The organism is Agromyces atrinae (assembly GCF_013407835.1).
Classification (GTDB): domain Bacteria; phylum Actinomycetota; class Actinomycetes; order Actinomycetales; family Microbacteriaceae; genus Agromyces; species Agromyces atrinae.
The window spans coordinates 3,264,451-3,286,534 of sequence record NZ_JACCBI010000001.1 but is presented as its reverse complement, the minus strand read 5'-3'; the positions used below and the strand labels follow the sequence as shown (position 1 = coordinate 3,286,534).

General features: G+C 69.6%; 20 protein-coding genes. 7 read left to right on the top strand and 13 right to left on the bottom strand.

Annotated features, from left to right (window positions below; all coding sequences use genetic code 11):
• The first annotated feature begins 122 nt into the window (after window positions 1-122).
• The gene (locus BJ972_RS15150; protein WP_129177262.1) at window positions 123-1,229 is read left to right on the top strand and encodes a sensor histidine kinase; all 1,107 of its coding nucleotides are present in this window, start codon (window positions 123-125) and stop codon (window positions 1,227-1,229) included.
• A complete protein-coding gene (locus BJ972_RS15145; protein WP_129177264.1) occupies window positions 1,226-1,864 on the top strand; it encodes a response regulator in 639 nt (212 codons plus the stop codon). The genes BJ972_RS15150 and BJ972_RS15145 overlap by 4 nt, the downstream gene beginning before the upstream one ends.
• A gap of 144 nt (window positions 1,865-2,008) precedes the next feature.
• On the opposite strand, the gene BJ972_RS15140 is transcribed toward BJ972_RS15145, so the two are convergent.
• The 8 genes from BJ972_RS15140 to BJ972_RS15105 form a co-directional block, all read right to left on the bottom strand.
• Window positions 2,009-2,224: an SCO4848 family membrane protein gene (locus BJ972_RS15140; protein ID WP_129177266.1), complete on the bottom strand. Its 216-nt coding sequence runs from the start codon at window positions 2,222-2,224 to the stop codon at window positions 2,009-2,011.
• A gap of 38 nt (window positions 2,225-2,262) precedes the next feature.
• Entirely contained in the window at window positions 2,263-2,424 is a 162-nt protein-coding gene (locus tag BJ972_RS15135; protein ID WP_164990002.1) for a hypothetical protein, read from the bottom strand.
• A gap of 100 nt (window positions 2,425-2,524) precedes the next feature.
• Window positions 2,525-3,322: a lytic transglycosylase domain-containing protein gene (locus BJ972_RS15130; protein ID WP_129177268.1), complete on the bottom strand. Its 798-nt coding sequence runs from the start codon at window positions 3,320-3,322 to the stop codon at window positions 2,525-2,527.
• Between the two features lie 58 nt (window positions 3,323-3,380).
• Window positions 3,381-5,354 carry a twin-arginine translocation signal domain-containing protein gene (locus BJ972_RS15125; protein WP_129177270.1) on the bottom strand — a complete coding sequence of 658 codons (1,974 nt, stop codon included), beginning with the start codon at window positions 5,352-5,354 and terminating at the stop codon, window positions 3,381-3,383.
• Window positions 5,355-5,431: 77 nt separating this feature from the next.
• The gene (locus BJ972_RS15120) at window positions 5,432-6,295 is read right to left on the bottom strand and encodes a carbohydrate ABC transporter permease (protein WP_129177272.1); all 864 of its coding nucleotides are present in this window, start codon (window positions 6,293-6,295) and stop codon (window positions 5,432-5,434) included.
• Entirely contained in the window at window positions 6,285-7,130 is an 846-nt protein-coding gene (locus BJ972_RS15115; RefSeq protein ID WP_129177274.1) for a carbohydrate ABC transporter permease, read from the bottom strand. The genes BJ972_RS15120 and BJ972_RS15115 overlap by 11 nt, the downstream gene beginning before the upstream one ends.
• Window positions 7,131-7,219: 89 nt before the next feature.
• Window positions 7,220-8,512 (bottom strand): ABC transporter substrate-binding protein, encoded by a 1,293-nt coding sequence (locus tag BJ972_RS15110; protein WP_164990003.1) that lies wholly within the window; start codon window positions 8,510-8,512, stop codon window positions 7,220-7,222.
• Between the two features lie 72 nt (window positions 8,513-8,584).
• The gene (locus tag BJ972_RS15105) at window positions 8,585-9,637 is read right to left on the bottom strand and encodes a LacI family DNA-binding transcriptional regulator (protein ID WP_164990004.1); all 1,053 of its coding nucleotides are present in this window, start codon (window positions 9,635-9,637) and stop codon (window positions 8,585-8,587) included.
• 105 nt (window positions 9,638-9,742) lie between these two features.
• Here BJ972_RS15105 and BJ972_RS15100 point away from each other — a divergent pair, with 105 nt between their 5' ends.
• Window positions 9,743-11,353 (top strand): FAD-dependent oxidoreductase, encoded by a 1,611-nt coding sequence (locus tag BJ972_RS15100; protein ID WP_129177280.1) that lies wholly within the window; start codon window positions 9,743-9,745, stop codon window positions 11,351-11,353.
• Between the two features lie 15 nt (window positions 11,354-11,368).
• Here BJ972_RS15100 and BJ972_RS15095 read toward each other — a convergent pair whose 3' ends face one another.
• Both BJ972_RS15095 and BJ972_RS15090 read right to left on the bottom strand, forming a co-directional pair.
• Window positions 11,369-12,406 (bottom strand): LacI family DNA-binding transcriptional regulator, encoded by a 1,038-nt coding sequence (locus BJ972_RS15095; protein WP_129177282.1) that lies wholly within the window; start codon window positions 12,404-12,406, stop codon window positions 11,369-11,371.
• Window positions 12,407-12,423: 17 nt separating this feature from the next.
• Window positions 12,424-14,889 (bottom strand): glycoside hydrolase family 2 protein, encoded by a 2,466-nt coding sequence (locus BJ972_RS15090; protein ID WP_129177284.1) that lies wholly within the window; start codon window positions 14,887-14,889, stop codon window positions 12,424-12,426.
• A 114-nt stretch (window positions 14,890-15,003) separates the two neighbouring features.
• Between BJ972_RS15090 and BJ972_RS15085 the strand changes: the two genes are divergently transcribed.
• Window positions 15,004-15,648, top strand: a complete 645-nt coding sequence (locus BJ972_RS15085) for a LysE family translocator (RefSeq protein WP_129177286.1) — start codon at window positions 15,004-15,006, stop codon at window positions 15,646-15,648.
• A gap of 79 nt (window positions 15,649-15,727) precedes the next feature.
• Here BJ972_RS15085 and BJ972_RS15080 read toward each other — a convergent pair whose 3' ends face one another.
• From BJ972_RS15080 to BJ972_RS15070, 3 genes are all read right to left on the bottom strand, one after another.
• Complete coding sequence (locus BJ972_RS15080; RefSeq protein ID WP_129177288.1) at window positions 15,728-16,120, bottom strand: phage holin family protein; 393 nt, start codon at window positions 16,118-16,120, stop codon at window positions 15,728-15,730.
• Window positions 16,121-16,310: 190 nt separating this feature from the next.
• Entirely contained in the window at window positions 16,311-17,483 is a 1,173-nt protein-coding gene (locus BJ972_RS15075) for a sensor histidine kinase (protein WP_129177290.1), read from the bottom strand.
• Window positions 17,484-17,570: 87 nt separating this feature from the next.
• Window positions 17,571-18,359 (bottom strand): IclR family transcriptional regulator, encoded by a 789-nt coding sequence (locus tag BJ972_RS15070; protein WP_164990005.1) that lies wholly within the window; start codon window positions 18,357-18,359, stop codon window positions 17,571-17,573.
• Window positions 18,360-18,491: 132 nt separating this feature from the next.
• Between BJ972_RS15070 and BJ972_RS15065 the strand changes: the two genes are divergently transcribed.
• The 3 genes from BJ972_RS15065 to rhmD are packed head-to-tail and all read left to right on the top strand — an operon-like array spanning window position 18,492 to window position 22,076.
• Entirely contained in the window at window positions 18,492-19,832 is a 1,341-nt protein-coding gene (locus tag BJ972_RS15065; protein WP_129177294.1) for an MFS transporter, read from the top strand.
• 31 nt (window positions 19,833-19,863) lie between these two features.
• Window positions 19,864-20,901: a zinc-dependent alcohol dehydrogenase gene (locus BJ972_RS15060; RefSeq protein WP_129177296.1), complete on the top strand. Its 1,038-nt coding sequence runs from the start codon at window positions 19,864-19,866 to the stop codon at window positions 20,899-20,901.
• Window positions 20,898-22,076, top strand: coding sequence for an L-rhamnonate dehydratase (gene rhmD, locus BJ972_RS15055; protein WP_129177298.1), 1,179 nt, complete (start codon window positions 20,898-20,900; stop codon window positions 22,074-22,076). The genes BJ972_RS15060 and rhmD overlap by 4 nt, the downstream gene beginning before the upstream one ends.
• Window positions 22,077-22,084 lie beyond the last annotated feature (8 nt).

Genomic DNA, 22,084 nt, shown 5'->3' with positions numbered 1-22,084 from the left:
CCTGAATCGTCGTGATTCGACGCTACGAAACGGAAGTGCCGCACACAGGTGCCGCTCGTCGCGGACCCCGACCGTGACGATCGGCAGGGGCGGGATGACGCCGCTCCTCCTACGCTGGAGGGATGAAGCGCGTCGAGGCCACGACCTGGGCGGGAGTCTTCTCGACGCTCATCTGCATCGTCGTCGGGCTGCCCGTGCTGTTCTCGGACGCGTCGACCGCCGACCTTCCCCCGTTGCTCTGGCCGAGCGCGTTCGTCGGGTTCATCGCGGCACTCGTCGCGGCGACGTGGTTCGGCTGGTCGATGCCGCGGGCGATCACGCTCTCGATCTTCGGGGCGCAGGTCGTGCTCGGCGCCGCCGTCGTGCTGCTCGCGCCGACGGCGGGGTGGCTGCCCATCCTGCTCGTCTTCACGTCGACGCTCGGGGCGTACCTGCTCGGGCCCGCCCTCACCGTCGCCGTCGTCGTGCTCAACACGGCCGTCATCGCGTGCGCCGCGTGGCTCGCGACCGAGTCGCTCGGCTCGACGATCATGGGCGCCCTCATCTACGCGTTCCTGCAGTTCGGAACCGTCTTCTGGGTGCGGGCGGGCGAGCGCGAGACGGCGATGCGGCGGGAGCTCACCGCCGCGCATGCCGAGTTGCGGGCCGCCGCGGCTCTCCGTGAATCGTCATCGCGCGCCGACGAGCGCCTCCGCATCTCGCGGGAGCTCCACGACCTCATCGGTCACCAGCTCACCGTGCTCGCCCTCGAACTCGAGGTCGCTTCGCACCAGGCCGAACCGCCCGCCCTCGAACACGTCGAACGCGCGCGCGGAGTCGCTCGCGACCTGCTCGCCGACGTGCGCGAGACGGTCGGCGAGCTACGCCGGCAGACGCCCGACCTCGTCGAGATGCTCACCGAGATCACCGCCGAGCTTCCCGACCTCGACGTGCACCTCGACATCGCCGCCGACGACCTCAGCGACGAGGTCTCGACGACGCTCGTGCGCTGCACCCAGGAGGTCGTCACGAACACGCTGCGGCACGCCGACGCGACCGAACTGTGGATCTCGATCCGCCGCGAGGGCGACCGGGTCACGCTGCTCTCCGAGGATGACGGTTCGGCCAGCACACCGCTCGTCATGGGCAACGGGCTGCGCGGTCTCACCGAACGCGTCGAGTCGCACGGGGGCACCGTGACGTTCGAGGTCGACGGCGGGTTCCGGATGCGTGCGGAGGTGCCCGCATGATCCGCGCCCTGCTCGTCGACGACCAGACCCTCGTGCGGCAGGGCATCCGCGGGCTGCTCGAACTCGTCGAGGGCATCGACATCGTCGCCGAGGCGGCCGACGGGCAGGAGGGGCTCGACGCCGTCATCCGTCATCGACCCGACATCGTGCTGCTCGACCTGCGGATGCCGCGCTTCGACGGCCTCTACCTCTTGAACGCGCTCCGTGACGGGGCGATCGACGTGCCGGTGCTCGTGCTCACGACGTTCGACGACGACGAGCTCGTGCTGCAGGCGCTGCGCGCGGGAGCACGGGGATACCTGCTGAAGGACGTCACGCTCGACCAGCTCGCGGGTGCCGTGCGCACCGTCGCGGGCGGCGGCACGCTCATCCAGCCGGCGATCACCGAGCGACTGCTGCGGGCGGTGCGATCGGGTGCCCCGCTCGATGAGGCACCGACGGCACCGCTGACCGACCGCGAGCTCGACGTGCTGCGGCTCGTCGCGAGCGGATACACCAATCGCGAGATCGGCGAGGCGCTCTTCCTCGCCGAGGGCACCGTCAAGAACCATGTCTCGACGGTGCTCGTCAAACTGTCGGCGCGCGATCGCACGAACGCCGTGCTGCGGGCGCTGCACGACGGGCTGCTCGGCTAGGTTTCACCGGCTGAGCCCGGCGCGGTATGTAGGCTTTCGGCCCGAATGTAGGCCCACGCGCGTCGCTGGAGCCTACACAGGCCGCGATCCCCTACACACGGCAGAGCGGTTGCGTGCAGAGCAGGGGGATGCGCGGCCAGCGCGTCAGCCGACGAGCGCGGCGATCGCGGCGAGGGCCGACGCGAGCGCGATCGTCAGCGCCACCGCGATGAGCACGGTGTGCACGATGAGGAAGGGCGTGGGCTTGCCCGCGGCATCCTTCGACCGGGCGTCGCGCGCGACGCGACGGTAGAAGGTCGGCCAGACGAGGGCGTTGAACGCGGCGTTGATGAGCAGAAGGGTGGCGAGGAGCGGGGTCACCCTCCGAGCCTAGGCGGCGGATGACGCGCGCTCGCCCGTCAGGCCGGCTCGGGCGAACCGCCGGATGCGGTGTCGTCGGCGGTGTCCGACGAGTCACCCGACTCGTCGTCGTGCGCGTGCTCCGTGTAGTCGGCCAGCGCGTCGGCGGCGGCTTCGGCCTTCTCGGTGTCGGGGCCGGTGTTCTCGTTCGGTGTCGACATGATGTCTCTCCTCGACCGGTGGCGCCGACGTTCGGTGTCACCGGGTCGTCCAGAGTATGTCGCGGCAGCGATTGCCGCACCCGGGTTGACTTCTCGCGTCTCAGCCGACGGTCGCGTAGACGTCGGCGACCGCGGCGACGCGGTTGTTGTACTCGATCGACGAGTTGTAGGCCGAGACCGCGGCGATCCAGCCGGCGGGCGTAGCGAGGTCGACGCCGGTGTCGCACAGGTAGTACGCCGCCGAGAGCACGGCGTCGTCGATGTTCTGCGGGTCGGCGCGGCCGTCGCCGTCACCGTCGACCCCGTGAGTGCTCCACGTCGACGGGATGAACTGCATGGGGCCGACCGCGCGATCCCACGTCGCGTCGCCGTCGAGGGCTCCCCCGTCGGTGTCGCCGATCGCGTCGACACCGCCGCCGTCGAGGGCGATGCCGACGATCGGCGGCACGGCGACCCCCGCGGCGTCGAGTGCGGAGCCGTCGATCGTGCCGTGCTCGGACTCGACCGACCCGATGCCCGCGAGCGTGTTCCACGAGAGCCCGCATGCGGGGCGTTCGGACGTCACGCGGAGCGTCGCCCCCGCGTAGGCGGCGAGCGCCCGCTCGGGGATGCCCGCCGCCGAGGCCACCCGAGAGACCCAGGCCGTATCAGCGAGCGCCGACATCGGTGTGGCCGTCGACTCGGGAGCGACATCGATGCCGTCATCCGCCGTGCTCGGCTGCGGAGCCGCCGTCGCCGGAGCCTTCGGTGAAGCCGGCCCGCGCGCGTCATCCGCCGCGCCGATCGCCGCGAACGCGAGCGACCCCGCCACGGCGACGGCACCGAGAACGCCGAACCCGACGGTCGCGAGAAGCACCGCCGTGCGGCGGCGTCTCGGAGCGGCGGCGTGCGAACCCATACCGCGCCATCCTCTCCCGAACGGGTGAACGGCGCCAGTACGACGGATGTCGGCGGGATCAGGGTACGGGGACGACCTTCAGATCGACGTCGAGCGAGTTCGAGAAGCTGATCGTGAGGATGCGGTGGGTGCGGTTGCCGAGGTACGAGCGGTCCATCGGCGCGTACTTCGCCTCGAGCGGCGTGCCCCAGCTGATGACGAAGCGCAGCCCGCCACGGGTGACCGTGATCCCGGTGGTAACGGTGATCGTCTCCTGGTCGTAGGGTGCCGCCACTCCGTTGGCGAACTGCACCTGATCGGTCGTCGCGATGATGAGCGGGATGCGCTCGCGCGACGGTCCCGACGTCGTCATGACGCGACGGATGCCGTCGGCGCGGTGGGTGACGTCGGTGCGCACGGCGTTGTCGGCCGTGACGTACCGCGTCGTGAAGACGCCCGTGTACCCGGTGAGCGCGGCCGGCGCGATGACGGCGCCGCTCGCACTCGACCCGGCGTGGTGCGTCGCCGTCACCGGTCCGCGCGACGACGCCGTGCCGACCGCGTCGGCGACCGTGGTCCAGTCGTCGGGGCCCGTGCTGTTGATCGTGAGGGCGAGCATGCCGGCGACGGGATGCCAGAAGGCGTTCGTTCCCATCCGCTGCAGCGAGTTCTGTCGCACGCCGTAGAGGCCCGCCGTGTAGTAGCCCGGCCGGCGCACGAACACGTACTGCTGGTCGAGGGTGCCGAGGCGCAGCTCGGTGAAGGTGCTCTCCTGCCGGTAGCGGAGCGCGGCGACCTCGGCGTCGCGCTGCGAGCCGGGCACGCCGACGGGCGCCTGCGGTACGTGCATGTGGAGGCGCGGCGACGTATTCGGCTTCTCACGCGGCGACACGGGAGCGGTCGATGCCGCCCAGTCGGCCCGTGCCTGTGTCTTCTCCTCGGCGCTCGCGAAGAACGCTCGGAGAGCGGGCACGTGCGGCAGCAGGGTACGCGCGAGCGCACTGCGGTCGACGTCGTCGACGGGGGTCGGCTCGAACGTCGCGACGATGTTACGTGCGCTCGTGCCCGAGAGGATGAACCCCTCGTTCCGACCCGGCTCCAGGACGACGACGTAGCCGAACCACTCGGCGAAGCGCTCGGCCAGCTCGATGATGGTCGGGTCGGGCAGTCGCAGGTAGAGCGCACCGAGGTCGGGGAGCATGACGTCGAAGTTGTAGCCCGCGTCGGGCGCGACGGGCTCGTGGAAGAAGCCCGCGGGTGCCTGCCCGTCGTCGAGGATGATCTGCAACCGGTTCGGGACGGACGCGCTCACGGCCGGTTCACCGAGGATGTGGGCCGCCTCGACGACGCCGGAGAGGCCCGCGACGACCTGGTTCGCGAACTGCACCGGGCGGTTCCAGTGCGGCTTCGACGTGTCGACGAGCCAGGCCGAGCTCGCCCGGATGGCATCGCGGATCTCGACGCGGCGGTCGTACAGTTCACCCGCCGCGCGGAGGTCGCGGAGCACGGCCGACAGAGCGACCGTGCCGAACCCGGTCGGAGAGAGGTGGTGCTCGGTCGCCGAGTACTCCGGGTACGACCCGTCGGCGTGCTGCAGCGAGAGGTAGTAGCCGAGCGCCGCGTCGAGGCGGCCGAGCAGCGCCGGGTCGCGGTAGTACGGGTTCCACGGCCGGTTGTTGGCGTAGAACCACGACAGCGTCGCGACGTGCTCCATGATGCGGGAGTTGAAGGGCTGGTTCGGCGAGCGCCACCAGCCGTCCTCCATCCAGCCGTAGTTCGGGGCGACGTCGCGCACGCTGTTGGCGAGCGGCGCGACGATCATCAGGTACGCCGCGAGCACCTGCTCGTTGGGTGCGAACTGCGACCGCACCGGCTGGCCGGCGGGCAGCGCGGCGACGAGCGGGAGCACCGCACCCGCCGATGTCGCCCAGGCCGGGTTCGCGCGCGCCTCGCCGAGGGCGAGCAGCGCGGCCGTCGCCCCCGCCCCGGCGAGGAAGTGCCGGCGGCTGAGAGCCGGGGGAAGGGGGGGTCGGATCGCGTCGTCGTCATGCATCGTGTGGACTCCTTCGTCTCGCGACCGGTGGGGTGTGGCCGCGGCGACGTCCGGTCAGCAGCGCCGCGGCGAACGGATCAGCCCTTCAGTCCCGTCTGCGCGAGGCCCTGCACGAACTGCTTCTGCGCGATGAGGAAGACGACGAGGATCGGGATGACGGTGAGCGACGCCGCGCCGAGCTGCGTGTTCCACATCTGCTCGCCGTAGAAGTCCTGATAGCGCGTGATGGCGAGACCGAGGGTGAACTTCTCGGGCGTCCGCAGGAAGATGAGCGCCTCGAAGTACATGTTGAACGAGCGCAGGAACGCCATGATGCCGACCGCCGCGATCGCGGGCGTCGCGAGCGGCAGGGCGATGCGGAAGAACACGCCCGCTCGGCTCACCCCGTCGAGTCGCGCGGCCTCCTCGTAGTCCCGCGGGAAGCTCAGGAAGTGCTGCCGGAAGATGAACACGGAGACGACCGACGTCGGCCCGAAGATCGGCAGGATGATGAGCGGCCAGTGGGTGTCGTTGAGGCCCATCGCGTTCACGGCCGTGAAGATCGGGATGATCGTCACCTCGACGGGCACCATCATCGCCGCGAGCATGAGCACGAAGGCGGAGTTCCGCAGCGGGAAGCGGATGCGGGCGAAGGCGTAGCCGGCCATCGCCGACAGCAGGATCGACGACACCGTGACGATCACGGCGATATACATCGAGTTGCCGTACTGCTGCAGGAAGGGCTGCGCGGTGAACACCTGCACGAACCCGTCGAGCGTCCACTCACGGGGAAGCAACGTCGGCGGCTGCAGGAAGATCTCGTTCGCCGGCTTGAACGACGAGAAGAACATCCACAGCGTGGGATAGAGGAAAGGGAAGGACACGGCCACGAGCAGCACGTAGAGAGTGACCGTGGTGACCCGCGAACGCTTGCGCGCCGCGCTCGCTGCATCAGACCTCATCGTGCACCCACTTCCGACGGGTCGACCACTGCAGCATCGTGAGCGCCAGGATGATGGCGAAGAGCACGACGCCGATGGCGCTGGCGTATCCGAACTGCTGACTGATGAAAGCGGTGCGGTAGAGGAAGAACGGCAGCACGTTCGTGGTGTTGCCCGGCCCGCCGCCGGTGAGCAGCTGCACGGGAGCGAACACCTCGAGCGAGCCGATCGTGGTGAGGATGCCGGTGAGGAGGATCGTCGGAGCGATCATCGGCACGGTGATGGACCAGAACGATCGCCACGGTGACGCCCCATCGAGCTGCGCGGCCTCACGGATCTCTTCGGGAACGCTCTGCAGAGCGGCGAGGAAGAGGACCATGTTCATGCCGACGCCCTTGAAGACCTGCACGACGACGAGCGAGATGAGCGCCGTCGACGGGTCGGCGAGCCAGTTGGGCCCGTCGATCCCGAGGAGTTCGAGCGCGCCGTTCAGGCCGCCGTCGGGAGCGAGGAGGAAGCCCCACGTCACCGACCACGCGACCACCGACACGACGACCGGCGAGAAGAAGATCGTGCGGAAGGCCGTGATGCCCTTCAGCCGACGGTTGAGGAGAACGGCGAGGCTGATCGCGATCACGAGGTTCAGGATCAGCACTCCCGCGCTGAACAGCAGGCTCGCGACGATCGATGCCGAGAACGTGGGGTCGGCGGCGAGCCGGGAGTAGTTGTCGAGTCCGATGAACTCCATCTGGCCGGTGAGCGGTCGCCACTCGTTGAAGCTGTACCAGACGACGAAGATGAAGGGGATGACGCCGAGGACGATCACGCCCAGGACCTGGGGTGCGACGAAGGCCACCCCGAGCCAGCGGTCCGCGTCAGGACGCGGCCGCCGGCTCGGGACGATTCTTCGTCCGTCTGTCGATGTGGTGCGTGTCGTCACTCGGCTCAGCCCTCGAGGATCGGGGAGATCTGCTCGCAGATGCCGGTGACGGCCGTCTCGACGTCTCCGCCGGACCACACGGGGTCGAGGCCCGCACGGACCGCGTCGGTGAACTGCGAGAGCACGGCGTTCTGCGGCTTCACGGTCGCCTCGGGCACGACGTCGATGATCGCGCTCTGAATCTCTTCGGGCGACAGCTTCGGTGCGGCCTGCGAGAGCACCTCGACGTTCAGCAGCGACTCGCGGGGCGGCGGGAAGAACTGGGCGAGGAGTTCGGCGTTCTCGGGGTTCGTCAGGTACGCGAGGAACCCGGCGGCCTGCTCCGTGTGGGCGCTGCGCTCGAGCACGCTCACGCCGGCCTGGCCGACGATCGGGTGGTAGCCCTCCGGTCCGGCGGGAAGGGGCAGGAACGACCACTCGAAGGTGTCGTCGAGGCTTCCCGACTGGCTGAGCTGCGCGACGCTGAAGGCGACGTCACCGCTCGCGAACGCGGCCGGCGCTGCGTTGCCCGAGACCGGCGGAATCGCGCCGCGCGTCATCTGCTCCTGGTACCAGGTGAGGTAGTCGATCATCTCGGGCGACGAGAACTCGCACGTCTTCCCATCCGCCGACCACGGCGCGGCGCCCCACGCGTTGCCGAGCATCGTCACCGCGCTCCAGTTCGTCGGGTTGAACGTGGGGATGTTGAGACCGACCGAACCGGTCGCGCCCGCCGTCGCCGCAGCGATGTCGGTGACCGTATGCCACGTGTAGTCGGGGGTGCCGACGAGTGCCGTCACGTCGGGCTGGCCCGCCGCGGCGAGGAGGTCCTTGTTGACGTAGAGGGCGAACGGCGAGTTGGAGAACGGGTAGGCGTAGACGCCGCCGGCCTCGTCCTGCCAGGGCGCGAGCGCGGCGGGGAGGATGTCGTCGAGCGCGTACCCCTCGGTCGTCTCCAGGGTGTCGCCGACGTTGTGCAGGATGCCGGAGTCGACGAACTCCGGTCCGCTCGCCTCCGGGATCCAGGCCAGGTCGGGAACGTCGCCGCCGGCGATCTGAGTGGTGAGACCCGCGACGTAGTCGGGGTTGGTGACCGGTTCGAACGTGATGGAGGCGACCTCGTCGCCGTGCTCGGCGACGTAGGCGTCGCCGATCTGCGTGAGCAGCGCGAGGTGGTCTTCGTTCGACGACCAGAGCGCCATCGTCAGATCGACAGGGCCGGATTCACCGGACTCCCCTCCCGCCGCACATGCGGTGAGCGAGACGGCGAGAACGCCGGTGAGCGTGATCGCCGCCACTCGGGATCGGGTAGCTCGCATGAAGTACTCCTTCGGACTCATGACGCACCGTGTCGCGCGCTGAAAGAAAAAGTACCAGAGCTATCGAGAAAATCAAGCGTTATTTTCGAGATCTTCCGGCGGGGCCGTCGAGTCACGAACGACGAGCTCCGTCGCGAGGTCGGTGTGGAACGTCGCGGGAGCCGAACCGAACAACAGACGCTGGGCGATCTCGACCGCGTACGACCCCATGGCCTCGGAGGGCTGGCGGATCGTCGTGAGCTGCGGCGCGGTCATGCGGGCGACGAGCTGGTCGTCGAAGCCGATGACGCTGAGATCGCGCGGCACCGAGAGCCCCGCGCGACGCGCGGCCTCGAGCACCCCGGCAGCCTGGGCGTCGCTCGCCGCGAAGATCGCGGTGACCCGATCGGGCCGGCCGAGGAGCTCCTCTGCGGCCTGCATGCCCGACTCGTAGGTGAAGTCGCCGTCGTGCACGATGTCATCGCCCGGCAGGATGCCGGCGGAGGCGAGGGCGGCGAGGTGCCCGTGCTTGCGCGCGACCGAGGCCTGGGTGTCGGCGACCCCCTCGAGGAAGCCGATGCGCCGGTGCCCGAGGCCGATCAGGTGCTGGGTCGCCGCCATTCCGCCCGCGAAGTTGGTCGCGCCCACCGAGTACGAGTCGCTGTCGGGCAACTGGTAGGTGTCGACCTCGACGAGCGGCACGCCGCCCTTCGCGAGCATCGCGCGCTCCTCCGTGCGCAGGCGCGACTTGAGCGCGATGACGGCGGTCGGGCCGTTCCGCTTCGTGCGCTCGAGCCATCCCACGGCGGGCACGTCGTCGGGAAGGTCGAGCAGGACGAGCTCGACGCCCGCCTCGTGCGCGGCGCGCATCGTGCCGCGGAGCATCTCGACGGTGAGCGGGGACGAGAGGCTCGAGCTCGCCACGACGACGACGACGGTCGCGACGTCGCTGCGCGAGCGCTGCTTGGGAGACATGTACTGCTTGTCGCGCAGCACGGACTCGACGCGCACCCGTGTCGAGTCGGCGACGTCGGGGGCTCCGTTCACGACCTTCGAGACGGTCGAGATCGAGACACCCGCCTCGCCCGCCACCTCGGCGAGAGATGGTCGACGCTCCTTCGCGCGCATGCCTGTCCCTTCGATCACTGCAAGTCCTGGAATTCTATGGCGGCCGAACCGCCTTCATGAGATTTTACTTGCAACTCTTCGAGAAATATCCATAGAGTTCTCGGGAAAGAAGGGTGTTCTTCCGTGAAACAACAGCAGGCCGATCTCCTCATCGTCGGAGGCGGCGTCGGCGGCGTCGCCGCAGCCCTCGCGGCACTCCGGCGCGGGGCGTCCGTCATCATGACCGAACAGACGCCATGGCTCGGCGGGCAGCTCACCACGCAGCTGGTGCCGAGCGACGAGCACCGCCGCATCGAGACGACGGGCCGCAACGAGAGCTACGCCCGGTTCCGCGATCTCGTCCGCGACCACTACCGGGCGTACTATCCGCTCACCGACGCCGCCCGTGCCGATCCGCACCTCAACCCCGGCGCCGCCTGGGTCAGTCCGCTGAGCGTCGAGCCGACGGTCATCCTCTCCGTCATCCACAGCATGCTGCGCCCCTACGAAGCGGCGGGCCGACTCGTCGTGATGCGCGAGACGGTGCCGCTCGCCGTCCACTCCGAGGGCGACCGGGTGACCGGCGTCACCGTGCGCGACGCGGAGGGGAACGAGCTCGACCTCGCCGCACCCTTCGTCATCGACGCCACCGAACTCGGCGACCTGCTCGACCTCGGCGGGATCGAACACGTCACCGGCCGCGAGAGCCGGGGCGACACCGGCGAGCCGAGCGCGCCCGAGAAGGCCGACCCGCTCGACATGCAGAGCGTCACGTGGTGCTTCGCCGTCGAACACCTCGCGGGCGAGGACCACACGATCGATCGCCCCGCCGACTACGACTACTTCCGCGACTGGCGGCCGCCGCAGCTCGACGGCGAACGGGTGCTCGGCTTCCGCCGCGCCGCCCACGACGGCTCGATCGCACGCGACTACACGCTCACCATCAACGCCGACGACGACCCGTTCGCGATCGACGTCGACCACCGCAACATGGGCGAGGCACCCGAACTCTGGAACTATCGTCGAGTCGCTGCACGCCGCCAGTTCCAGCCCGGAACGTACGAGAGCGACGTCGTGATCGTCAACTGGCCCATGAACGACTACGTCGGCGGCCCACTGTTCGGCACCCCCGACGCCGCGAGCCACTGGACGGGCTCGAAAGAGCTCAGCCGATCGCTCCTCTACTGGCTGCAGACGGAGGCCCCGCGCCCCGACGGCGGTACGGGGTGGCCGGGCCTGCGGCTCGCACCGCGCGTGACGGGCACCGCGGACGGATTCGCCATGATGCCCTACTTCCGCGAATCCCGGCGCATCCGCGCCGAACGTACGATCGTCGAGCAGGACTTCGACCGCGACCTCCGCGACGGCCGCGGCGCGGAACGCTACCCCGACACGGTCGGCGTCGGCCACTACTACTGGATCGACCGGCACGCGACGACGGGCGGCAGTGCGGGCGGCGGCGGGCTGCCCGAGCCGTTCGAGATCCCGCTCGGCGCGCTCGTGCCGCAGCGGGTGCGGAACCTCATCCCCGCGGCGAAGAACATCGGGACGACGCACATCTCGAACGGCAGCTACCGACTGCAGCCCGTGGAGTGGTCGATCGGCGAAGCGGCGGGAGCGCTCGCGGCGTATTGCATCGCGAACCGCCTCGAGCCCTCGGCGGTGCGTTCCGACGCCCGTCACCTCGACGACTTCCAGCGCGACCTCGAGCGCGGAGGCGCTCAGTTGCGCTGGGACCCCGCGCTCCGCTGGTAAGGGGCGTCGGACGGGTCAGGCCTCGGCCGGCGGGGGGCCGGTCGAGGCTCTGATCTGAAGGGTCGGCGTCGCCTCCTGGTGCGCGGCCGGCTCGGCGCCGTCGATCACGGCGAGCATGCGGCGGGCGGCATGGGCACCGAGCGCCACGATGTCGTGGCCGAGGGCGGTCACGGGCGGGGTGACGAGTCGGCACAGCAGGGAGTCGTCCCACGCGACGATGGACACGTCGCGGGGCACCGAGAGACCGAGTTCGTGGGTGGCCGTGAGGGCCGCGACCGCCATGACGTCGTTGTCGAATACCAGGGCCGTCGGGGGGCGCGTCGATGTGAGCACGGCTCGTGCGCCGGCGGCTCCCGACTCGAGCGACAGGTCGGTGCGCACGATGTCGGGCTCCATGCCCCGGGCGCGCGCTGCTCGCTCGAACGCGGCATCCCTCACGGCCGTGTAGGCGAACCGCGCCGGCGCCGTGAGCCGCGTGATCCGTCGGTGCCCGAGTGCCGCGAGATGCTCGACGGCGTGTTCCATCGCGCTCGCGTCATCCGTCCACAGCGCCGTGAGCCCCGCGGCCGCCGCGGGGTCGCCGATGACGACCGCGGGGATGCCGCACTCCTGCGCCACGGCGATCCGCGGGTCGTTCGGGATGACGTCGGTCAGCAGCACCCCGTCGACCCGTCGTGACCGGTGCCACCGCCGGATCGCCTCGACCTCTGCATCGGCGTTCGGAGCGAGTTCGAGCACCAGACTCATCTCGCGCTCCGCGAGGGTCGATTCCACGCCGGCGATGAACTGCATGTAGAACGGCTCGATCGCGAGCTCGCGCGGGTCGCGCCCGACGACGAGCCCGATCGCCCCCGAACCGCCTCCCGCGAGCACGCGCGCCGCGCTCGTCGGCGACCAGCCGAGGCGGGCCGCGGCGGCGAGCACGCGTTCGCGCGTCGCCGGCGACACCCCTGGTCGATCGTTGAGGGCGTACGAGACGCTCGCGGTCGACGTCTGGGCCTCGCGTGCCACGTCGGCGATCGTGACGCGACGGGGCTGCCGTGCGGTCGTCATGTGCGGTACCGGGCCCTTCAATCGGGATCGATGATATCCCTCAGCGACGAGACGACGAACGCTCCGCGGGCCGCCTCGGGGTCGAGGCTCTCCGGTGCGCGCACGCGGAACGTCGCGGACTCGCCGGGCAGCACGGTCGTGAACCCGCGGTCGACGGTCGCCCGCGGATGGATGCGGTCGGGTTGCACGAGCACGTCGCGGGCGAGCCCGTCGGAGGAGACGACGATGTCGAGACCGCCCGGCACCGCGGTGACGGCGACGTCGAGAGGAGCGCTCGCCCCCGGCATCCTCGGCGGGGCGAAGCACCACAGCGCACGCTCGCCGTCGAGGGTTGCGGCGAGGAACTCCGAGCTCCGATCCGCCGACTCGGCGCGCCCCTCGGGCATCGCGAGACGGATGACGGAGCGGGGCGCCACCGAGACGGGCTCCGTGCGATCGGAGAGCACCTCGCCGTCGACGCGTCGGCGCATGATGCGGGCCGAACCGACCCACGTCTCGTCGTGGTCGTTGATGATGCAGAGCTCGAGCCCTCCGTCGGTCGGCTCGATCGTCATGGCGCGCGGGGCGTACATGTCGCGGATCGCGAAGTAGAGGGGCTTGCACCGACCGGCGCTGTCGATCGCCGACCAGGAGGTCACGGGCCAGAGGTCGTTGAGCTGCCACACGATCGTGCCCGCCGTGCGCGGCCAGTTCGAGCGCCAGTGCAGCACTCCCGTGCGCACGGCCTCGACCTGCATCCACTGCGTCTGCAGGTGCCAGCGATCGAAGTCGTCGGTCGCCGGGAGGTGCCGTGCGAGGTTGCGGGCGATCTTCGTGTGCCCGTCGATGGCCTTCTGGTGGTGACGCACGTTGTCGGAGTCGAGGCGCAACGCGTCATCCGTGATGGCGTCGCGGAGGGTCCGCCACGTCGCCGCGCCCTGCCAGCCGAACTCCGACACGAAACGCGGGGCGCTGTCGCGGTAGACGGCGTAATCGTCCTCGTTCCAGGCGTCCCACGAGTGGAAGGTCTGGTGGTCGACGTCGTTGGGGTCGACCACGCCGTCGCCCGACCACGGGCTGCCCTCGGTGTACGGGCGGGTGGGGTCGAGCTCGTGCACGAGCGCGGGCAGCCACTCGAGGTAGTAGCGCTCTCCCCAGCTGAGGTCGCCGCCCGGCTGCGCCGCCCAGTCCTTGTCGAAGCGCATCCACAGGTTCTCGTTGTTGCCGTTCCAGAGGGCGAGGCTCGCGTGCGGGCTGAGGCGCACGATGTTCTCCCGGGCTTCCGCCAGCACCTCGGAACGGATCGGCTCCTCCTCCGGGTACGCCGCGCACGCGAAGAGGAAGTCCTGCCAGACGAGGAGGCCCAGTTCGTCGCACGCGTCGTAGAATTCGTCGCTCTCGTAGACGCCACCGCCCCACACGCGCACGAGGTCGACGTTCGCGTCGGCGGCCTGCTCGAGTCGGGCCCGCACCCGCTCGGCCGGCACGGTGCCGGGGAAGACGCTCTCGGGAATCCAGTTGACGCCCTTGATGAACAGGGGCCGGTCGTTCACGGTGACGACGAACGGCGTACCGAGGTCGTCGGGGGTGCGGTCGACCGAGATCGTGCGGAATCCGACCCGGGTGTCGCGTTCGTCGAGGCGTTCGCCGTGCGCCCACAGCGAGATCGCCACGGGGTAGGTGTGCGGCTCTCCGAGGCTGCGCGGGAACCAGCGCCGCACGTCGGGAACGTCGACGACGACCGTCGCGGTCGACTCCCCCGGCGGAACCTCGACGTGCACGGCGTGACCGGCGACGTCGACCTCGAGGTGGAGCGGCAGCGCCTCGCCGGACGCGGCGCGTTCGATGTCGATGTGCGCGGTGAGGATGCCGGTGTCTTCGAAGACGTCGACGAGGGGTCTCACCGCGCTGACGCGCGCCGTGCTCCACGCCTCGAGCCTGACATCCCTCCACAGTCCGCACCCGGGGAGCGTCGGCCCCCAGTCCCAGCCGAAGCTGCTGGCCATCTTTCGGATGAACGCGAACGGCTCGGGGTAGGCGCTCGGCCTCGCGCCGAGCTCGCGCTCCCACTTCTCGGCCTCTGTATACGGCGAGGTGAACCGCACCTCGACGAGGGTGTCGTCGGCGATCACCGACGAGACGTCGAATCGCGCGGTGCGGTGCATGTTGCGCACGGTGCCGAGCGTGTGTCCGTTCAGGGTGACGGCGGCGACCGTGTCGATGCCGTCGAACACGAGGTCGACCCGCTCGGCGTCGGCCGGTCGGTCGATGCGGCGGCGGAGCAGCCAGTCACAGCGCGAGACCCAGCCGACGAGGTCTTCATTGCTGTCGACGAGGGGGTCGGGGATGACTCCCGCAGCGAGGAGGTCGGCGTGCAGGGCGCCCGGCACGTGGGCATCGATCTCGCGGCCGATGAGCGACCGCGCCTCCGCGGGCACGGGTGTCGGGCCGGTCTCGTCGACCGACCAGGTCCATCGTCCGCCCAGGTCCAGCGTGGTGCGCATGTGAGTCCTCTCCCTCGATTCCTGACAGGCCCACGTTACCTTAACCGGTTAAGTACGGGCGGGGGATGCCGGTGCGCGCGGTTACAGTGAGCAGAGCGATCGAGAGGAGCACGCATGGTCTCGTGGGCGGCCGTCATCGGCATGAGCCTCGTAGCGCTCGGCATGGTCCTCACACCCGGCCCGAACATGATCTACCTCGTCTCCCGCAGCATCAGTCAGGGCTGGCGAGCGGGAATGATCTCACTCGGCGGAACGGTGGTCGGCTTCATCGTCTACATGACCCTGGCCAATATCGGAGTCGCGGCCGTGTTCCTCGTCGTGCCCTGGCTCTACATCGCGCTCAAGTTCGCCGGTGCGGCGTACCTCCTGTGGCTCGCTTGGAAGACGCTCCGACCCGGCGGGCTCTCGGTCTTCGAACCGAGGGCCCTCGCCCGCGATTCACGCGGTCGACTGTTCCGCATGGGGCTCCTCACGAATCTCTTGAACCCCAAGGCCGCGATCATGTACCTCGCGCTCATCCCCCAGTTCATCGACACGTCCGCGGGCAACGTCATGCTGCAGGGGTTCCTGCTCGGCGGGGTTCAGATCTCGGTGAGCCTCGTCGTCAACGCCCTACTGGTCGTCGCCGCGGGAGGCATCGCCGTGTTCCTCGGCTCGCGCCCCACCTGGATCCGGTGGCAGCGGCGCATCACCGGCACGCTGCTCGGCGCCGTGGGCGTGAAGCTCGCGATCGACGCTCCCGCGCCGGCCTCCGCCTAGCGGCGTTCGGACTCGCCGATCGCCTCGCCCGCGTCATCCGTCGACGCCAGCTCGTCGACTCGATACCCGACGCGTGCGGTCAGGCGGCCTTCGAGCGCTTGCCGGCCCGGTCGCGGAGGAACAGGAGCGGCAGCACCCAGCCGCCGAGCGCCGTCACGAGCCACACGATGAGCGTCGCGAGCACCCACGCGGGGATGCCCGTGATGGTGAGCCCGCCGGGGAAGAACGTCGCGATGAGGAGGGCGACGAACGTCGAGACGAGCCCGATGCCGCCGAGCAGCGCGGGGGCGTACTTCCGCGCCATGTTGAGGATGAACGGCGCGAGGATGCTCTGCGCGATCGCGAAGACGATGACGGCCGTGATGAAGCCCGACGGCGAGAGCACGACCTCGGGCAGGATCCACGCCGCGACGAGCAGGCCGAGGGCCGCGGTCACGAGGAAGATCGCCGCGCGGATCAGGAAGCGGACCATGACAACCCCTTGTTCGGAAGATTCAGCGGCGCGTCATCCGCACCGTTCGCTCTCACCGTATCGCCCGTGCCGTTCTGGCGGATACCTGGGCCGACACGCCGCCCACCGCCATCCGCCACCGGCGCGTTGCGCCGAACCTCCGCCAGAACGGCAGGAACCCGCGGGGCGGGCGGATGACGCGGGCGCCGGTTCAGGAGGCGGGGAGCACGACCCAGAAGCGCGTGCCGCCGAGCGGCGAATCCTCGATGCCGATGCGGCCGCCGTGCCCCTCGACGATGCGCTTGCACGTCGAGAGCCCGATGCCGAGCCCCGCGACCGAGTGCGCCGAGCCGCGCTCCATGAGACCGAAGACGCGATCGCGTTGATCGACGGGGATGCCGGGACCGTTGTCGTCGACCGTGATGTGCCACCCGCCCGTGATGAGCGACGAGCGCACCTCGATGTGCGGTTCACGGCCCGAGGCGGCCGTGAACTTCACGGCGTTGGCGATGAGGTTCTGCAGGAGCACTCGCAGGAGGGTCGCGTCTCCGGCGACATCGTGAGGCGTGTCGACGACGACCGTACTGCCGGTCGCCGCGAGGGTGGCGTCGAGGTCTTCGACGGCGGCGCCGACGATCTCGGCCAGGTCGACGTCGGCGCGACGCGGGCGCGTGCCCCCGCTGCGGGCGTAGTCGAGCAAGTCGGAGATCATCGTCGCCATGCGATCGGCCGCGGCCTCGGCGCGCAGGAGGGACTTAGCAGCCTCCGGCGCGTTGGCCATCTCGGGGCTGTCGCTCGCGAGCTCGATGAAACCGGAGAGCGCCATGAGGGGGTTGCGCAGGTCGTGGCTCACCTGACCGGCGAACTGGGCGAGCTGTTCGTTCGACTCGCCGAGCACACGCGTCATGCGCCGGAGCTCGAGAACGTCGACGATCTGGTGAGCGAGCACGTCGAGTGCGCGCCCCTGCTCGTGGTCGAGGTTGCCGACCTCCTCGTCGAACACGCAGATCGTGCCGATCGGGATGCCCTCGGGCGTGATGAGGGGGCTCGAGGCGTAGAAGCGCACGAGTCCGATCTCGCCCGTCACGAACGGGTTGGCCGAGAATCGCGGGTCGACTCGCGCGTCGGCGACGACGACGCTCCCCGGCTCCTGGAAGACGACCGCGCACATCGAGTCTTCGCGGCTGCAGACGCCCGGCTCGAGGCCCACGGCGGCCACCTGGTGCTGGTACCGGTCGTCGATGATGTTGATGACCGCGGTCGACACGCCGCACACCATCGCCGCGAGCTGCACGAGGCTCTGGAGGTCGGACTCGGGTTCCCGGCCGACCACCTGATAGTCGGCGATCGCCAGCCGCCGCGTCTCGTCTTGCGCAGTGATCACGACGCCCCCTCGTACACGTTCTTGATCGTCCCAGACTATCGGCGCACCCTCGCCGATCGTGATCCCTCGCTCTGGGGACGGCGCGCGCTACGAGCGCGCCACGCCGACCAGATGCATGCCCTCGCGCAGCTGCAGGACGGTGCGGCGGAGCGGCTCCACCATCGAGTGCGGCCACCGCTCGTCGGTGCGGCTCGTGGGCATCGTGATGCTGAGGGCCGCCGCGACGCCCGTCTCGTCGGGCCACGTCAGCGGCATGGCGACGCACCGGCACCCGTCGATGAACTCCTCGTCGTCGACGAAGTAGCCGAGGTCGCGGCCGCGCGCGACGACGCTCATGATCTCGGTCGGTTCGGTGAGCGTCTTGTCGGTGAGACGCGGCAGGGCGACCTGGCGCAGCCGATGGAGCGCATCCTCGTCGCTCAGCGTGCTCAGCAACGCCTTGCCGATGCCCGTGGCGTGCGCGTGCAGTCGCATCCCGACGTTCGACGCGAGCCGCATCTGGTGCGGCGACGGCGTGATCGCGATGTAGACGTTCTCGACGCCGTCGAGACGCGCCATCTGCACCGTCTCGCCGGTCTGGTCCGTGAGCGCGCGCATGAGCGCGGGTCCCGACTCGAGCAGCAGACGGTGCCCGTCGTACCGCTGGCCGATCTGCCACGCCTTCAGACCGAGCGAATAGCGCTTGGTCGCGGGATCGAGCTCGACCCAGCCCGCGGAGACGAGGGTCTTCAGCAGCCCGTGCGTGCTCGATCGCGGCAGCTCGAGAGCCGCGACGAGCTGAGGAAAGGACTGCGACTCGGCCGCTTCCGCGAGGAACTCGACGATCTCGAGGGCGCGGCCCGCGGACTTCACCGAGCCCTGAGGTTGCTCGCTCACCGACATCCGACCTCCCAGAGAAATGAATTGTGCGCTGCTCGCGGATATGTCACACTACCGTGCGTTCAGGTCTGAGACGGTCTGTTCACATACATGAACGCATCGGATACTACTCGTCAATGGAGATGCCTCATGTCCACTCACACACTCGCGCAGCCCGAACTGGCGGCCGTCGTCCGCAAGGTCACGTTCCGGCTCATCCCGATTCTGCTGCTCATGTACATCCTCGCGTTCCTCGATCGCGCCAATCTCGGCTTCGCGAAGGTCGCGTGGCAGGCCGACACCGGCATCTCCGACGCGGCCTACGCGCTCGGCGCCGGAATCTTCTTCCTCGGCTACGCCCTCTTCGAGGTGCCGTCGAACCTCATCATGCGCCGCGTCGGCGCGAAGATCTGGCTCGCGCGCATCATGGTCTCGTGGGGCATCGTCTCGGCACTCATGATGTTCGCCACCAACGAGTGGATCTTCTACACGCTGCGCGTTCTGCTCGGCATCACGGAGGCCGGATTCTTCCCCGGCGTCATCCTCTTCCTCACCTACTGGGTGCCGCTCACGTTCCGGGCGCGCGTCAACGGCCTCTTCTACTTCGGCGCCCCGCTCGCCTTCATCTTCGGCGGCCCGCTCTCGGGCATGCTCCTCGACCTCGACGACAAGGTCAGCATCCACGGCTGGCAGCTCATGTTCCTCGTGACCGGCATCCTGACCGTCATCGTCGGCATCGTCGCCTTCTTCTACCTCGACAACGGCCCGAAGGATGCGAAGTGGCTGAGCGAGCGTGAGCGCACGACCCTGCTCGCGGCCCTCGATGCCGAGGACACCGCCAAGGAGAACCACTCGCCCCGCGGCGTGCTCCGCACCCTCGGCAACCCGATCGTGCTGTACTTCGCGGCGATCTACCTGACGATCCAGATGAGCGTCTACGGCGTCACCTTCTACCTCCCGACCCAGATCTCCGAGATCGTCGGCAAGCCCGTCGGCCTCGAGGTCGGGCTCCTGACGGCCGTGCCGTGGACCTTCGCGCTCATCGTGACGTTCGTGCTCTCGCGCCTCGCCGACAGCACCGGCCAGCGCCGACTCATCGCGACGTGCGCTCTCGCTGCGGCCGGAGTCGGCATCGTGCTGTCGGCGGTCATCGGCGAACCGATCCTCGCTCTCGCCGCCCTGAGCGTCGGCGCGGCCGGCTTCATCTCCGTGCAGCCCGTCTTCTGGACGCTCCCGACATCGTTCCTCGTCGGTGCGGCTGCAGCGAGCGGCATCGCGCTCATCAACTCGCTCGGAAGCCTCGGCGGATTCCTCGCCCCGGTGCTGAAGAACTGGGCCGACGCGACGTTCGGCGACAACGCCGGACTCATCGTGCTCGCCGCGATCGCGTTCATCGGCGCAGCGCTCATTGCGCTCAGCCGCCTCGTCAGCCCCGCCGTCCGCGAGACCGACGGCGTCGGACTCGACACGACCCTCGCCCGCCAGCGCTGACCGCGGTCGGCAGAAGAAAGGAGAGCCGCTCATGCGCGAGCTCGTACTGACCGAGATCGGCCACCTGGCCGTCCGCGACTCCCCCACGCCCGAGCCCGGGCCGGGTGAGGCACTCATCCGCGTCGCCGCGACCGGCATCTGCGGTTCGGACGTGCACGGCTACACGGGCGAGAACGGTCGACGCTTCCCCGGCCAGGTCATGGGCCACGAATCGAGCGGAACGATCGCGGCCGTCGGGCCGGACGTGACGGGCCTCGAGGTCGGAACGCCCGTCACGTTCAACCCCGTCGTCGTGCCCGCCGAGGATGCGGCGACCTACGCCGGGCGCGAGCAGCACCACCCCGGCAAGCACGTCATCGGCGTCGCCCGCGAGATCCCCGCGGCATTCGCCGACTACATCGTGGTTCCCGCCCGCAACGTCGTCACCCTGCCCGAGGCCCTGCCGATCGAACTCGGTGCCCTCATCGAGCCGCTCGCGGTCGCCGTCCACGCCGTCCGTCGCCTTCCCGCGGAGCGCCTCGGGCGTGTGCTCGTCATCGGCGGCGGCCCCATCGGGCAGTCGGTGGTGATCGCCCTCCGCGATGCGGGTGCGGGCACGATCATCGTGAGCGAGATGGATGCCGGTCGGCGCGACCTCGTCCGTCAGCTCGGCGCCGAGGTCATCGACCCGGCGACCGGCAGCGTGCACGACGCCCTCGTCGCGACGGGCGGTCTCGCCGACGCCGCGATCGACGCCGTGGGCATCACGCCGACGCTTCGCGACGCGCTCACGAGCACGACGCTCGGCGCGCCGATCTGCCTCGTCGGCATGGGGGCCCCGCAGGTGAGCCTCGACGCCTTCCTCATCAGCACCGAGGAGCGCTCGCTCATCGGCAGCTTCACCTACGGCTCGAACGACTTCACCGACGCCGCCCGCATCATCGGGGCGGAGCCGGAACTCTACCGAGCACTCATCAGCCGCGAGATCGACGTCGCCGAGGCCGACGCCGCCTTCACCTCACTCGCCGCCGGCGACGGCACACCGGGCAAGGTCCTTGTCCGATTCGACCGAAATGGAGACGCACGATGACCGGAACACCCACGATCCGCGAGGTCCGCGCCTACACGGTGCGCGGCGGCGGCGCCGACTACCACGACCAGGGCGACGCCCACTGGATCGACGATCACATCGCGACGCCCATGAGCATGTACCCCGAGTACCGCCAGTCGCGGCAGAGCTTCGGCATCAACGTGCTCGGCACGCTCGTCGTCGAGATCGAGGCGAGCGACGGCACGGTCGGCTTCTCGGTCACGACCGCGGGCGAGATCGGAGCCTTCATCGTCGAGAAGCACCTCGCGCGCTTCCTCGAAGGCCAGCGCGTCACCGACATCGAACGCATCTGGGACCAGATGTACAAGTCGACGCTCTATTACGGACGTCGCGGTGTCGTGCTCAACGCCATCAGCGGCGTCGACCTCGCGCTCTACGACCTGCTCGGCCGCATCCGTCAGGTTCCCGTCTTCGAACTGCTCGGCGGCCCCGTGCGCGACGAGCTGCAGTTCTACGCGACGGGCGCCCGCCCCGATAAAGCGAAGGAGCTTGGTTTCATCGGCGGCAAGATGCCCCTGCACCACGGCCCCGCCGAGGGCGAGGAGGGCTTCCGGAAGAACATCGAGCTGCTCGCCGACATGCGCGGCAAGGTCGGGGATGACTTCTGGCTCATGTACGACTGCTGGATGTCGCTCGACGTCGAGTATGCGACGAGACTCGCGCACGCGGCATCCGACCACGGCCTCAAGTGGATCGAAGAGGCGCTCATCCCCGACGACTACTGGGGCTACGCCGAGCTGCGGAAGCGCGCCCCCTCGACCATGCTCATCACCACGGGCGAGCACGAGGCGACCCGCTGGGGCTTCCGCCAGCTGCTCGAGACCGGCGTCGACCTCATCCAGCCGGATGTCGGATGGTGCGGCGGCATCACCGAGCTCATCAAGATCTCGGCCCTCGCCGACGCCCACGGCACGATGGTCGTGCCGCACGGCTCGTCGGTCTACTCGTACCACTTCGTCGTGACGCGCACGAACAGTCCGTTCGCGGAGTTCCTCATGATGCACCCGACCGCCGAGGAGGTCGTGCCGATGTTCTCGCCGATGCTCGTCGGCGAGCCGGTGCCCGTCAACGGGCGACTGAAGGTGCCCGAGACGCCCGGCTTCGGGGTCGAGCTGTCGGCCGACATCCAGAAGCACCGCCCGTACACCCACTGACCCCGACC